Annotated in this window: 8 protein-coding genes; 2 read left to right on the top strand and 6 right to left on the bottom strand. The window is 65.5% G+C overall.

The annotated features are described in order from the left end of the window. The first annotated feature begins 113 nt into the window (after positions 1-113). On the top strand, positions 114-1,319 hold the full coding sequence (locus tag F4560_RS43310) for a site-specific integrase (protein ID WP_246477971.1): 1,206 nt from the start codon (positions 114-116) through the stop codon (positions 1,317-1,319). A gap of 306 nt (positions 1,320-1,625) precedes the next feature. On the opposite strand, the gene F4560_RS43305 is transcribed toward F4560_RS43310, so the two are convergent. From F4560_RS43305 to F4560_RS43290, 4 genes are read right to left on the bottom strand one after another with little or no spacing between them, the layout of a single operon-like run. Further along, a complete protein-coding gene (locus F4560_RS43305; RefSeq protein ID WP_184928795.1) occupies positions 1,626-4,310 on the bottom strand; it encodes a pPIWI_RE module domain-containing protein in 2,685 nt (894 codons plus the stop codon). Next, positions 4,307-7,735 carry a pPIWI_RE_Z domain-containing protein gene (locus F4560_RS43300; protein WP_184928794.1) on the bottom strand — a complete coding sequence of 1,143 codons (3,429 nt, stop codon included), beginning with the start codon at positions 7,733-7,735 and terminating at the stop codon, positions 4,307-4,309. The genes F4560_RS43305 and F4560_RS43300 overlap by 4 nt, the downstream gene beginning before the upstream one ends. Continuing rightward, a complete protein-coding gene (locus tag F4560_RS43295; protein WP_184928793.1) occupies positions 7,728-8,771 on the bottom strand; it encodes a pPIWI_RE_Y domain-containing protein in 1,044 nt (347 codons plus the stop codon). Before F4560_RS43295 ends, F4560_RS43300 begins: the two co-directional genes overlap by 8 nt. Beyond that, the gene (locus F4560_RS43290; protein ID WP_184928792.1) at positions 8,768-10,363 is read right to left on the bottom strand and encodes a PD-(D/E)XK nuclease family protein; all 1,596 of its coding nucleotides are present in this window, start codon (positions 10,361-10,363) and stop codon (positions 8,768-8,770) included. The genes F4560_RS43295 and F4560_RS43290 overlap by 4 nt, the downstream gene beginning before the upstream one ends. A 42-nt stretch (positions 10,364-10,405) precedes the next feature. Here F4560_RS43290 and F4560_RS43285 point away from each other — a divergent pair, with 42 nt between their 5' ends. After that, positions 10,406-11,296: a serine/threonine-protein kinase gene (locus F4560_RS43285; protein ID WP_184928791.1), complete on the top strand. Its 891-nt coding sequence runs from the start codon at positions 10,406-10,408 to the stop codon at positions 11,294-11,296. 26 nt (positions 11,297-11,322) lie between these two features. Here F4560_RS43285 and F4560_RS43280 read toward each other — a convergent pair whose 3' ends face one another. Continuing rightward, a complete protein-coding gene (locus F4560_RS43280; RefSeq protein WP_184928790.1) occupies positions 11,323-13,755 on the bottom strand; it encodes an AfsR/SARP family transcriptional regulator in 2,433 nt (810 codons plus the stop codon). Positions 13,756-14,477: 722 nt separating this feature from the next. Continuing rightward, the gene (locus F4560_RS45895) at positions 14,478-14,603 is read right to left on the bottom strand and encodes a hypothetical protein (protein WP_281392025.1); all 126 of its coding nucleotides are present in this window, start codon (positions 14,601-14,603) and stop codon (positions 14,478-14,480) included. Positions 14,604-15,236 lie beyond the last annotated feature (633 nt).

The following is a 15,236-nucleotide window of genomic DNA, read 5'->3' as shown; positions in this document are numbered from 1 at the left end:
GGTTCAAGGGGACAACCTCACTCCGACTGCGCCTGTGGTCGCCGTGTGGTCGCACTCGGCGCACGCTCGTGTTCCACGTCCGACAGCGACATGGGACATGAGAGAAGGTCACGATGGGCAACCCTCAACGCGGGCGGGTGTACCGACGTTGCGCCTGCCGCGACACGGCAGGCAGGCAGCTCGGCGCACGATGCCCCAAGCTGGCAGGCAGTACGCACGGGCGGTGGACGTTTGCGGTCGACCTGCCGTCCCTGGACGGTCGGCGACGGACCAGGCGACGGGGCGGGTTCGCCTCCAGGACAGACGCGCAGGCGGCCTTGGGCAAGGTGCTGGAGTACGAGCGCACCGGCATCGTCACCGACGACAAGCAGACCATCGCCGACTACCTGACTACGTGGCTGCGCACCAAGGCGTTGACGCTCAAGCCGACAACCGTCGCCCGCTACCACGACTACGTCACGAAGGACCTGATCCCGGCGCTCGGCACCACCCGACTGGACACGCTCAGCCACCACCACGTCGCACTGTTCATCGGCAACCAACTCGCCTCAGGACGCGGACCGGTCACCCTGCGACGCTGTGTCGCCACCCTGTCCAGCGCCCTCACCGACGCCGTTCGACAACGACGACTGGCCCACAACCCCGCCCGCTACGCGCTCGTCCCCCGACCACCCAAGTACGAGCCAACCTGCTGGTCACCGATCGAGGCCGCGAAGTTCCTGCGCTACTGCCACGAGCACGACGACCCACTCGCCGACCTGTACGAAATCATCATCGGCACCGGACTACGCAAAGGCGAAGCACTCGCCCTGCACTGGCACGACATCCACCTCGACGACCACGTCGCCTTCGTCCGCCACACCCTGTCCAACATCAACAACACCACCCCGATCCTCACCACACCGAAGACCAAGAACAGCCGCACCTGGATCGGCCTCTCCGACCGCGTCGTCACCGCACTCCAGCACCAACGACTCCGCCAACCCGGACGCGACCTCGTGTTCAGCCGACGCGACGGCAACCCACTACGACCCGAATACGTGCTGCACCACTTCCACCAGCTCACCGCCGCAGCGGGACTACCGAAAATCCGGGTCCACGACCTGCGACACTTCGCCGCCACCACCATGCTCAACTCACGCGTCCCACTCGCCGTGATCTTCCGCGCGATGCGCCACTCGACCCTGTCCACCACGACCGAGGTCTACGGCCACCTACTGCGCCACGTCGCACACGACGCCGCCGACGTCATCGCCAACGCCCTCGACACAGCCGATGCCGCACGCCAGACCGAAGGAGACCACACCGCGACCACATAAGCCGCAAAACGAAACCAGCGGGTTCACCATCATGGTGAACCCGCTGGTCACGACCGTCGGGACGACAGGATTTGAACCTGCGACCCCTTGACCCCCAGTCGCAGAACGACTGAGCGGCGTGCTTGGTCCTGTTCTTCCAGGTCGACCACCAGTGTAACTGGCCGAGTAAAGGAGTCTAGCGAAGCGGCATTTCGATCTTGACTGTTGCCGCCGCCGCGCTCAATAGGTCGCCCAGACGCCTACTTGCCCAACGACCATGGTCACGACCACCGAACGGACTATCAACCGTAAGACAAATGTCGTTGATCACAACGGATCGGTCGGCAGGACGTACTCCTCGACAAGCTTGGCCCAGTGCAAGACAGCGGGTTGTGAGAGTGGAACGTAGTCGTCAACGTAGCGTTGCTGGTGGGCCAAAGCCGCCCAGGTCGCCGGGTCATCCGGTTCACCAGTGCGCCCCGCAGCCTCCAAAGCCGCCGAGGAGAGACAGCCCGCGACAGTGATCTCGACGTAGCGGGGATTCCACATGTGCTTGGTCGGCGTGGTCGTATTGGTGTCGCTCGGCAACACTTTTCTCGTCCTGCGGTTCATCCCCTTGACCGTGTGAGGCACTTCCGCTGTGCTGGCGAACACCCGATTGTCCGTCACCGTCTTTTCGGGCCGCCATATCCCTGCGGAGAAGCCCGCCGCGTCTCGTTCCGGTGCCATCGCATACCATTGAGGGACCTCTGTCCGGCTGCCACCCGTGCGGATGAGGATCAGGCGGAGGTCTGCCCCCAGAATTGCCAACCGTTGCGGCGGCTCGGTACCGAACGCGACCATGTCCCGTTCCAACTCGGAGTTGCGGACCCCAGGCCACCACAAGCGCATGTTCTCTGAGTTGACCATCAGCGCCGTGGGCCGGTTCCGCAACTGGTACAAGACTGAGCGGACCTGGCGCTGCGTGGACGCCTGCCCGTCCTTCAGCCCATTCGTTGGCCTGTGTTTGAACCCTGGGCGGACGGCAACGATATCCGGCATGCACAACAGGTACTGGCGGTACGGTAGCCAGCGTTTCTGCCCGTCGTGCCAGCCTTCGACCCGGTAGTGCCCATCCTGGGGTTCGACGCGGACCACGACCAACTCGCGGTGGGCGTGGCGGGTCACATCCCGTGCGCGGCGCCGGGCGGTCCACACACCCACCATCCACATACCGTCGGGCAGGCCGCCGAGGCGCGGTGGAGCCGTGGTCACCGCCCCCAGCTGGCGCAGGCCGTCGAGGCAGGCCATCCTCGCCCGGTGAGCCAGCCCTTCGCCGTCGTCCAACCTCTCGATGAACTGGCTCAACCGACCCGCGCTGGCGCATCCCAGCCGGATAGCGGTCTTCGGGTCGGTCCCGGCCTTGACGAAGCTGTTTTCGCCATGCAGCTCGACGAGAACCACCCCTGCCTCCTGGACGGGGTTGAGGTCCCGGTCAAACAACCCGCGCACTAGGGCGCGACGGTGCTTGATCTCGGAGGTGATGTGCTTCCTCCGGTCAGCTCCCTTCTTTGCTCCAGCCAATGCAGAAGCCGCGGTGACGTCGAACTCGTGGCACACCATCTCGACCCCGACGCCGTCCTCGGTCCACACCCACGCCGCGTCGCCCTTCGGTCCAAAATCCGGGGTCGGGAGGTCCAGCAAGGCGCAGAACGCGGCTACCAAGTGGTCGCGGGTCCGCTCCGTCTGCCAGCGGATGTCGACCTTGAAGGGAACGCCGTCGAGCGCCCGTGCCAGGGCCGCCCGCCGAGCGGGCGCCATCCGCCGGTCCACTTCTTCCCTGGTCTCCTCTCGGGACAACCGCTTCTCCACACGCAGAGCGGGCTTGACGGCGTGTCCGGTGCGGACCATGTCCGAGGTGCGCTGGAACCACGGGCGCAGGTTGTCCTCGACCCACCGATCGAGTTCGGCCCGCTCGTCGGGTCCGATCCCGGTCTCGATCTCGTGATCCCCCAGACCGTGCCGGTACACCACTCCGGCCTGGACTCCGCTAACCCCGACCAACCAGCGGCGTGGGTTCGCAGCGACCTCCGCCGCGGACGGGTACTGCCGCATGATGTCCAAGTCGGGCAGGAGAGTAGCCAGGCTCCCCCTCCGCCACCGGACCACACTGTTCACGCCGTCCCGGGCGAGAAAGTTGCTGGACATCCTTGGGGTGTGCCGGTGTTCGGTCGACCACGGAGGGGCGACCGCGAACAGTGCCTCGACGCCCCTGTCTCTCGGGACGGAGACCGAGTCCTCGGTCACCCACCTGCGGATACCGGTGGTGACGTGCACCCGGAACACGGGTGAGAACGGCACAGTGTGCACAGTGATGCCGATGACGAGGGAGTAGAACCAGTCGCGCCCCTTCCGCCGCTTCGACACGGGAGGCCAGGACACCAGCTCCGTGCCCTGTGCCCTGGTGACCACCCGGAACCGACTCGTCAGCACGGACGGTTGGGACGCCAAGTGCGCGGCAAGGACCTCCGGGAGCAGTTGGTACAACCGCCGGTCCGGCACCGCCGTGCCTCCCTGGGAGATCCCGGACGCGGTCAAGTCCACGACCTCGTCCTCCCACTCGGGGATCGAGGTGCTCAACGCCGTGGCTACTTTCAGGACCGACTCCTCGATCTCCAGCCTGCGGCTCGGGTCTGGGTGCGGTCGGTACGGCCCCAACGTGAACGCCCATGTGTTGACCACTGCCGCAACAAGGTTGACGGGAACATCGTGCTCGGCGTAGAGCCAGGGTGTCGACGAGTTGGTCGCGGCGCCGCGGGCCGTGGCCACCACACCGGGGGCGACGGTCCGGAACAACTCGTTGAGCTGGTCGATCGGCAGTGTGGCGGGGTCGTCCACCCGTTCTCGGCCTAGCCTGTGTAGGGCGAGCGCCTCGTCGCGCCAGTCGTCGCCGAACTTGACGGTGCGAAAAGTGTTCAGCCACTGCTCACCGGAAGGCTGGTACGCGGCAAGCGTGATCTTTTCGTACTTCACAGAGAGTCCCCATTGGTCGGTGTGCGGACGCAGCGGTCGATCGCGTGCCAGAGGGGCGCGTAGAGCGACGTGACGATCGCGCATTCACGCGCACTGTGTTCTCCTGCGCGTCCGGTGGTCAGGTAGTCGCCGAGCACTTCACGGATGCTGAGCAGCAGGCTGGTCTGCACGTCGTCGTGGTCCGTGACGAGCACTTTCTGCCCTGGGATTTTCTGCTGTTCCAAAGCTTTCGCCGTCCCGGGCGCGAAGGCCGCGTCCACGAGCACCACCCGTGCTTCGACGCCGCCGCGCACGAGTCGGCCGATGACCTGCCACATCAGCACCAGGAGGTCCCAGGTGACGCTGACGCGGTCGTCGCCGAGCCGGCTCCACGCCAGGCTCCGGCCCATCACCCGGTACCACTCCTTGCGGGCTAGGTGGCGCAGTTCCCGACCAGCCGCCCCAATCGACTCGGCGTCGCGCACGCGTTGACTGAACGACCCGTCGGCCATACTCCTCATAATCCAGTCGTTGATCGCTTGGATGGCGAGCCTGAGGTCGTCGGGCCGAGGATTCGGCCTCGCAAGGAAGTACACCGTGCCGATGGCGGCTTCTTCCTTGTCGAGGTCGAGGATGTTGTGACCCCGCTCCACGGCCAGCAGGGGAGCGACCAGGATCGCGGCGGGGAGCCCGGCCAGGGTGCTGACGTCTCCGCGCCTCAGGGTGGGGGCGGCGTTCTCGTCCTCGTCCTCGCGGTCCGGCTCGTCGTCGGGCATCAATCGGACCACCCGGTCGCGGTGCATCGCTTGGGCGATGGCGTCGGCCACGATCTTCGCCTCGTCGTAACTGCCGGTCAGCACCAGCAGGTGGCGTCGGTTCGGCGGCAGGGAGACGAGTTCGTACTCGAACCGGCTGTTTGGCTCGTCGTCACGCTCGGCGAAGAAGGCGACCATCTTCTGCAGTATTTCGGGTCGGTCGTCCGGATCGGCACCGGAGAGGGTCAGCGGGACCCCGAGGTGCCTGGCGAACTCCAGCCGAAGCGCGCTCTCGTCGGTGATCCGTTTCATCTTCTCGGCCGACGGTTCCAGGACGAGGTCCACCGGCTCGAGGATGTGGTAGCGCGTCGACTCTCCCGCCCAACTGCTGCCCGACATGAGCAGTACATGGCTCCCTGGGTGGCCGTCAGGGCGCGGGATGTCCGGGATCCGGCTCAGCAGGTCCCGTCCGACACCGCTGCACCGGAACAACCGCAGCTCACCGCTGCGTACCCCGCCGGTGTCGTGTCCGTGGGTGCTGAACTCGAAACCCAGGACGTTTCCCATGGGCGCTTCCGGCACCAGTGGGCCGTAGTCGAGCGGCCTGCGGTGCAGGTCGTTGAACTTCAGGTTGAGGGCCGCTTGGACCAGCGGCCACATCCCGGTCAACAGTGCCAGCGCGGGCTCAAGGGCGCAGAGGAAAATCGTGAGCTCGAGCTTGTCAGCGACCTGTGCCCACTCGTGCTCGTGCTCGGGCCAGCACAGCTGCGCGCTCTCACCAAGCAGGATGGCGAGTACCTCCTGGACGCGGCTTCTCGTTCGTCTGGAACGCTTGGTATGGATCAGACCGTTCGCCAACTCGACCAGGGCCACGGCCTCGTCGCACATGTCGGCCCGCTGGCCGTGCGGGTCTTTCCGGAACTCGTCGAAGATCTTGTTCAACCGGACCTTCGCCGCTTCCATCTTCAGGGCGGTCTCTTCATCAGGCGCGGGCCTTCGCTCCTTCTTGCGTTTGCCCTTCCCTGCCTGCTTTTCCAGCACCTCCTCCCTGTCGGCGAACAGGAGGCTCACGAACCTGCTGCCGAGCTGCCAGGCGTTGAAGTAGCTCCACGCCACCCACTTGCGCAGGTCCCAACTGCTCACCAGCAGCGCGTAAATCCGGTCTGTGACCATCGAGGCCGTGCTCAGCGCCGAGGTCCAGTTCTCGACGTCCCTGTTCGACAGTTGGATGCGCCGGCCCGCCACCAACTCCTGGATCTTGTGAGTGCTGAGCTGGTCGAGCCACGAGACGCTGGCTTCGCCTGCCAGCGTGACCGCCGGGGCGAACATCTGGTCGAGCTGCATCTGCACCCGGTCGGCCTCGTCAACGATGACCAGGTGGCTGCGCCGGGCGGCCAACTCCAGGTAGCGAATTCGTTCGGCGTTCTGCGACCGCGGCACGGAGCCATCCACCAGACCGGCGGGCGTCGTCACCCAGATGTCGGCGTCAACAAGGGCGCGGGCGGGATGGTGCCGGGGGCACTTCCCCCAGAACGGGCACGAGTAGGACAACCGGGTGTAGTCCGGAAGCTGACGGTCGGAGTTTTTCGGCTTCCGCTTTCGCTGGCGGCGGAGGAAGTCGCACGGGGCGTCGTTGTAGGAGATGGGCGCGTCGTCCTCGTGGACCAGCGCGTTGAGCGCACAGGACGTGCTGAGGTGGATGAATGCCGGGTCGTCGTGCGCGAGCGCGTTCCGCTCGTCCTTGCCCGCGATCCTGCGGTGCAGTCGCTGAGTGTGCTGCTCGCGGCTGGTCACACCAAGCACGGGTGCCGCGGCGCAGCCGAGCTTGGTGAACATCTCGACCAGGGAAAGCACTTCCGCGACATCACCGACCACGATGGTCACCCGCATCTGCTTTTCAGTGACCAGGTAGTAGGTCAGGGTGTCTCGCAGGGTGCTCTTTCCCACGCCGACGATCCCCAGCATGTGGAAGATCCGGTCAATGGTGAAGGACGTGACCGAGGTGCGGTCATTCCCTGGCACGAGGAACTGCGCTTCCTCAAGTGTCTGTTTCCACTTCCGCGGGACGATCCCATCCATCCGCCCTGCCGCGTCCAGAAGCGCTTGGCGGGGCACCACTATCGGCTTGCCCGCGTCGGACGGCCACTGGGTCAGGTCGTGTCGGGGGAAGGCGGCCGGCTGGACCAGGGGGATTCGAACAGTCACCTGGTCACGCCCCGCGAAGAAGTGGAACATGTCGTCCACGGCGGTGTCCGTGCCTCGACGCTTGAACGGAGGGGCCTGGTCGACGAGGGACTGGTACACCGTCCACCGGTGGGATGAGACACGCACCGGCCGTCGGTGGGCAGGCGACTCGGCGCTCCGCCAGCCGTATCCGGCGAGGCCGTCGGGAAACAACTCATACCGCTCCAGGGCGTCCCGCCACGCCTGGGGACCGCCGAAGTTCCACAGGGTGTATCGGGCGGCACGGCGCATGGCGGCCTTCTGTTCGTCCAGCAGCCCGCGTTTCTCGGCGAACGGGTAACCGCTGAACAGCGTCCAAGCGTCGCTGACGGGTATGGACCGATCGACGAGTTCGGCGAGGTACAGCCCCACCTCGATGGTGCAGAGGCGTTCGGCCTGGTGATGCTCGAGGCCTGCCGCGACTAGTTCTTCGATCACGTCCTTGAGGATTGCCGCAGGATCACGCACGCTGATTCACCTTCCTTGCAGCCGTCTTCGCTTCAGTGAGAAGTCGCCTGGTGCTGCGCAACGTCCAGGCGTGGTCGGTGTTGTGCCGGTCGAAAACCGTGCTGTAGTCAGCTCGTGGCCGCATCACGGCCTCCGGGACCGCCACGACCATCCGGTCCACGCCCGCCAACACGCCCCACGAGCGGACAGCATCGGCGAGCAAGACGGGTTGAGTGTCGACGCGGACCACAAGCGCCCAGGTGGCCCCGACAGGCAGAGTGATCAGGGCGTGGACGAACGGTTCCGACGCCATCCGGACTTCGGCACCCGTGGACACGAGCGACGCTCGCAACGCTCGCTCAACGCGGCCCGCGAGAACCAGCGAGAGGCGAATCGCCCAGGGAAGCGCCTTGACCTTCTTGTCCACTCTTCCCTGCTTCAGCGTGAACGCATCACAAGTCTCGCTTTCGCACCACCCGGCACCGTCCTTGCCTTTGGACGCGAAAAGCCCACAGAACGGACAGCGCAGTTCAGGCCGAAGGTCGACGTACAGGGCCTGTACGTGCTGCCAGATCCGTTTCATCTCTGGCCGGGTGAGGAATCCGGGCCCCGCGTGGAGGTCGATCACGGGGTGCTCGATGAGGAAGTCCCGACAAGCGGACCAGGTGGAGTGGCTCTCCACAGCCAGGCGTAGCAGCACGGAACTCGTGGGCGCATCGGAACCGACGTTCGACCCGCTGACCGACCACTCGGCGCACGCGAGGGTGGGCTGCCGTGTGTGCGGGTTGATCAGCACCGTGTCAGGTTCGCCGCATTCCCCGGAGATGTCAGTCAGCCACTTGTCGAACGGCATCTCGCACAGCCGCATCAGGTGAGGCACACCGACCGGCGGCTCACGGTTTTCGAGCAAGCAGGCCAGGACGATGCGGTCCAGCGCGAGCTGCGTCTCCGGTGGGTAGGGCAGGGCGTATCCACCACGGTGGAAGTCGCGCATCGCCAGCACCCCGCGAGCGATCTGGCGGACGAGGTCGGTGCCTATCAGATTGGACGGGGTCATCGGGCCGCCAGCTCATCCTTGGCACGGCACCAGACCGCCACCTCACACCGGGCGCAATGGTGGGCGGTGGGCTGAGCCGTGAACAGGTCGTCGGCACGCCACCGGTGGACCATGTCCCGGATCACGGCTTCGGCGTTCTGCCGGACCTGCGGTGTGAATGGGTCGACCACCTCCAAGTCGACCCCGCCGGGACGTAGCACCTCCAACTCGACTCGGCTTCGCGCCCGGGACCCGCCGAGTTCACCCCGGGCCAGGACGAGGACACCGAGGGCGAGTTGCGGGTAGGCGGACAGAAGGTCCGTGCCTCCCCGGTGCTCCCGTGCACTGGTCTTCACCTCACGCCAGACCCAGGACCCGCCGTCGCGGTAGAGCAGATCCGGCTCGGCGATCACGAGTACCTGGGCCTGCTCGTCCTCGAAGGTCAACCTCGGCTCGACGCAAACGCGGGCGTCGGCAGGCAGGTGCCGCAGAGGGCATACTTCGGCGTGGTGGCGCAGCATCGCCTTGCCCAATGCCAGGTCGTCCGTGGTGAGCCCGTGGCCGTCGGCGCTCCAGTCCACACCGAGATCAAGGGTGCACGGACCATCCGCGCGGTCGGTGTGGCGGGCAGCGAGCAGGGCGTGGACGGCGCGGCCTCGCCGGGCGGCGTCGCTGTGCTCGACGGCGCGGCTCGTCGGGAGGTTGAGGTCCCGTAGGTGTGCCCGCGCGGGGCAGGCCTGGTAGGCCCGCCCGCTGGTCACCGACCACGACCGCCGCGGCCGTCCGACACCGTCGACGCCCAGCAGCCCGTTAGCCCTCGGCAGCGCCGGACATCGGGGGGCGAAAGCGCACCGCAGGCACGCGGTGCCCGGCTGGTAGCCGTGCCCGTCGACGATCTCCGCCAGGGCGCCCCGCCCATGCTCTTCGTACGCGCTCACTGCCCGCTGCGGTGTGTCGTCGAATAGCGTTGCCTGCTCGTCCGAGTCGGGCGCGAAGACGACCACCCTCACGCGTTCGAGCTGGTCGTCGGGCGCGGCGCGGGCGGTGACGAACGCGGCAATGGCGATCTCGGCATCCGTACGAGGTTCTGCGCCCGCCCGGATGCCGATCAACCGCAGCTCGCGGACCCGACCGTCCACAGACTCGTAGCAGCGTCCCCACGCACTGATCTCATACGCTTGCGCCCCTCGTTCGCCTGGCTTACACACCTCCACCCGGTAGATCCACCGCTTCGGGACGTGCCGGAGCCGGGTTTCCGGCGTGTCGTGCTCCCGGTTGAAAACCTCCATGTAGCGTCGGATGGCGTCAGAGGTCCACTTCTTCAACCCATCATGCAACCGGGCGTTCCTCTCGACGGCCCCGAGCACGTCCGATAAGGCCAGCGGCCTGTGGTGCCGCTCGACCGCGTCGAGGCTCTCCATGAATGGTCCGAGCGTGAAGTGCTGGAGCCGCTCCTTGGCTGACGCCCGTCCCGACCGCACCCGAAGATCAGGCCGGGCCCGGATTGCCTCGGCCATCGCGCACTTATACTTTTTACCCCTCGGCGCGGCGGCGGTAACCACGATCGCGGCCACTTCACCGGTGACGCCCTCAGGCGGCTGCCACGGCGACATGTTCCTCCTCTGCTGGTTTCACTTGGTGAAAGGGGAAGTCGAATGCGCAGGGGCGACGTCGTCGCAAAACGCTACGTCATCGATCGACCACTCGGCGGCGGGTCGTTCGGGACAGCTTTCGCCGCCTATGACACACGTTTGGACCGACAGGTCGCCATCAAGTTCCAACACCCGCGCACTTTCGAGTCGAACGCCGGTTTCGAGTCGAACAAAATGGGATTCAAAGAGGAAGCAAGGATCCTCAAGCACTACAAGGGAAGCCGCGGGATACCCGAGTACTTCGACATCGCAAGACATAATGAAGGCTGGGTAATTGTAATGGAACTGGTCGAGGGGGTGACGGTGGAAAGATACGCGAGCGTGAGCCACGGCCCGATGGAGCAGGACATCGCCGTGTCGATCGTCACCCAAGTCGCCGAAACAGTCTCACTGCTACACGAAGCGGGATACGTGCACCGTGACGTCAAACCCGGCAACGCGATGATCGACCACAACGGCGATGTCTACGTCATCGATTTCGGCTCAACCTGGGTAGCAGGCCGCAAGCCCCCACTACGTGAAGGTACCGACGGATTCGCCGCGCCCGAGCAGGCGATGCCTCTCCGGATCGGCACCAGCGCCGATGTGTTCTCCATAGGGTGCATTCTGGTCAAATTACTCACCCTTCACCTGCCTTACCCGGACGACTACTTGACGCGTGCACGCAAGAGAAGACTTCCACCGCCGGAGCCGGACCTCACGCATGTGCCCGCGCCCTTGGCACCCGTCGTCTTGGACATGATCCACTGGGAACCCCGGCTCCGGATCCAGACCGCCGCCGAAGTCGTCGACCGCCTGCGTCCTTTCCGCCCCGCTGCTGGTTCTCCTCCGAATCCCAAGCTCATCGGCGCCGATCCGACAATGCGCTACCGCTGTTCCGTCGCCGTCAGGTGAGTCTCGAGCCAGTACCTCCATGAGCGTCATCCGAGAGTCCTCAACCGTCTGGCGACCTCGGCGGCACCCAGGTGGGAGAGTTCCTCGAACAACTCCAAGGCTCGAGTTAGGGCCGACCGCACCCCCACCTTGTTCCCCATCGCCTCCAATCCGTCCGCCAATCGGCACAGGGCCTGTGCTTCGTTCTGCCTGTAGTCCAGTCGACGAAAGATCTCGACTGCGAACCGGCAGTGGTCTACTGCAACCGCGTACTCCTTCTTGGCAAGTTTGATATCGGCAAGGCTGCCGAAAACGTTCGCCCGCCCGTTCTCGTCTGTCGACATCATGGACACCTCAAGGGCCTCCTCGCAGAAAGCCAAAGCCTTGTCTAGGTCGTCACGGTCGAAGAAGACGCAGCCGATACCGTTGAGGCTCACCGCCACGCCAGCCGCGTCCCCGCCGTCGCGGTAAATCTCCAACGCGTCCGTGAAGCGGCTTTCAGCGAGATCGGCTTCCCCGTTCTCCCTGTGGATGACGGCAAGGGCGTTAGAGCTGTGCGCATAGCCGAGGGGATCGACGCCGTGGTCGCACAGTGCGATGGCGTCGGCGAGCCGGATCTTGGCGTGGTCGGGCCGCGCCAGCCCACGGTCCGTCCCGGCCAACATCCGCAGCACCATGGCGATGTCACCGGGATCGGCGACCCGCTCGGCGGCCAGGAGTGCCCTCTCCAGCATCCTGCGTGCGTCCAGGTAACGACTCCTGCGCCACTGGTAGGTCGAGACGACGACAGGCAGCAGCCAGGTGTAGTGGTCCAAGCCAAAGAATTCGGCTTGGTCCACGGCTGCGGTGATCACCTCATACTCGGCGTCGAACCAGGCCATGGCGGCCTGCGGACTCGCAGGTGCGACGACGGGGATGCCGGGTGGCGCCCCTCCGGTGGGGACTTCCCGCACCGGTGAGATCACACGGTCGCAGGCCCGCACGTTGTGCACGAGGTGGCCCAGGATGCGTTCGACGACCACCCGACGCTCAGCAGCGGACTCCTCGGTGGCGCGTTCCTCGGCGAAGGCCCGCAGGAGGTCGTGCATCGCGTACCGCTCGTACGAGACCTCCTCGACCACGTGGACGGATCGCAGTTCGGCCAGCGCGTCCCGTGCGTCGGAGTCACCGAGGGCGGACAGGGCGCCGACCGCCGCCCGGCTAATGGAAGGGCCTCGGTGGACCCCGAGCTTCCAGAACAGCGCGGTGGCACGCGGACTCAGCTGGGCCAGGGTGGACTCGAATACGGCTCGCACGTTGAGTTCAGCCTCGTCGTCGACGAAGGACTCCAGCCGGCGGACCGTCGACCGCAGCTCCGCGACGATGTCGGCCAGGCTGACGACGTTCCTGGCCACGATCCGGGAGCCGAGGACGATCACCGCCAGCGGCAGTCCCGCGCAGTGCCGCAGGAGCTCATGCGCGTTCTCCGGCTCGGCGTCCATTCTGGTGCGGCCGATCACGGAACCGAGCAGCACCGCGCAGTCGTCCTCGCCAAGGCGGGGCACCGCGACAACCGCGGCACCCTCCACAGCAGCGAGACCCGTAAGCTGGTGGCGGCTGGTGATGACCACGGCACTGAGTCCCGGACCGGGCAGGATCGGCCGCACCTGCCCCGCGTCCCTGGCGTTATCCAAGACTACGAGGACAGCCCGCTCGGCTAAAGCCGTGCGGAACGCGACGTCCAACCCGTCCTTTGAGCGGGGAATCTCGACTTCCAGGTCGTCCAGGAACCTGGCCAGCACCTGCTCCGGTTCTACCGCCTTGTGCGTCGAGAAGCCGTTAAGGTCGAAGTACAGGATCCCGTGGGGGAAGTACTCACCACGGGTCTCCGCCCACCGCAGCGCCGCAAGGCTCTTGCCCACCCCTGCCGTGCCGGTAAGCACACAGATGCGCGGGCCATCACCCGCAGTGAGCGCGACGTCAATCGAGGCCAACACAGTATCCCGTCCAACAATGCTCGTCCGGTGAGCCGGAAGTTGCCTTGGCACCGTCTCGCTCGGCGAAGCGAACTCCGCCCGATTACTGTTCGATTTGTGCTTGACGTAAGCTTCCTGGATATCTTCTACGATCTGCGCATATCGTTTGTCGCCCGACCACGGCTTGAGAAGTCCAGGCAGGCGTGTCGCAATATTTGCAACAGCACCGACTTCACACTCCGCGGCGACATAGTCGATGCACACGGATTTCCACACTTCCGCGAGTCGATCCCGGTCACCGTCGAAACCGACACCGTCTACGTTCGTCAGCGGCGGACCGCTCCAGAGGCTCATGCACTGCCCGAATTGCGTGGCACGCTCGGCCCCGGTGGCACCTCTGGCGGTCTCGAGTAACTCCTCGAAGCAGTGGAGGTCGACATCTTCAGGCTTCACGACTAGGCAGTACATGCCCGGACCGACACGCTGCACGGTGTCGTGCCCGAGGATCTTGCGAAGCTCGCGCACGCACTGCTGAATCCTGTTGTCCAATATATTTTTACTTCCAGGCCACAGATAGGACCCGATGGTAGTCAAATCAGCGGTGAAGCCGGGAGACAGGAGCAGGACAGCCAGGAAAGCAGCCACTTGGGGGCGTAAGTGCGTCGGTCGGGCAGCCCCGTCTAGCACGACAGCCACCCTCCCGAAGAGCCGGAACTTCATTCGATCCTGCCTGCCTTGACTAGCGGGGCCGTCCGTTTCGTTCGCCACGTATCTCATCAGCCCGCCACCGCCCGTGTCCAGCCAGATCGCTTTCAGGTTTTGTTCAGCTTCTGATCAGGACTTTCGGTCCACTTCCGGCCAACGGCATGGAAGACTAGATCGCAGGCCGGGCAAGACCCGTTACAACGCGATCGAGGATTCACTCGAAAGTGTTAACGTGCACGAATAGACTCGGCCCTGCCCGCCTCGACATGGGCAGCTCAACAAGATGTCAGGAGAAAGAATGCTTACCGTCTACGTTGGCGCGATCCTCACCTGCGGAGTGCGCCGCGGCACGTCCTACCCGTCCCGAAGCGGCAAGGGGCGACGAACGGCGCGCCCCACCCCGACGCCGCGTCCCAGCTCGGCGCTCGTACGGCACACCGACCGAGGACTGACCCGCCGCTGAGCGGGCATAGATGACCCTTGGGGCAGCCCGGTTCACCGGGCTGCCCCAAGGGGTCGTTCTACGTCGAGCCTGAAAACCATCAGAACGAGAGGCCGCCGCCACGTCGCAGCTCACCGCCCGCGACGGTGGCCGCGGGAATCCGCAATGCCATTCGTGCCGCTCTGTCCCGCTCCAGCGGCCGGAACCGCTTCACCCCTGCAGACATCGTGACCGAGGTGACCGCCGGAGCACCGCTACACAGGGCTCCACGATCCGCACCATGCCCACCGCTCGCCCCTGTCGCAACGCCGGAGAACACAACTGCTGTTACGACGACCCCGAACGCACCGACCGATCCGGCAGGCAAGACGTCGAGCTCACCCGCACTAGCTCAAGCCAACCGCCTAGTGTGGCAGGACAGCGAGGGCGTCCTTGTGCGGCTGCATCAGGATATGCGCGTCGCTCGAAGTGGCTGACTCCATCGTTCCGGCAGAGCCCAACCAGCACGAGCAGGAACCCAGTGCCCTGGTTGATTGCGGTCCGGTTGCAGCTCAACCAACCAGCCGACCACTTTACTCGGGCCGACGCCCAGTCAAGGGGTTCGACCACCGTCCCTCAAGCCGAACAACGACATGTCAGCAATGTAAACCAGTACGAGCACCGGCCAGAGATCGCACGAAACGACGAGTCAAGGTGCCGCTGAGCGACGTGCTCGACCCGAAGAACGAGCCAAGATCACAAAAGAGGGCCTTCGCAGTGGCTGACCTGCGAAGACCCTCTTGGCCGTCGGGACGACAGGATTTGAACCTGCGACCCCTTGACCCCCAGGACGTCCGGGTAGCCGTCTAGCTGGGAAAAC

The organism is Saccharothrix ecbatanensis (assembly GCF_014205015.1).
Lineage (GTDB): Bacteria > Actinomycetota > Actinomycetes > Mycobacteriales > Pseudonocardiaceae > Actinosynnema > Actinosynnema ecbatanense.
The sequence above is the reverse complement of the archived record's forward strand: the minus strand, read 5'-3'. Positions and strand labels throughout refer to the sequence as shown.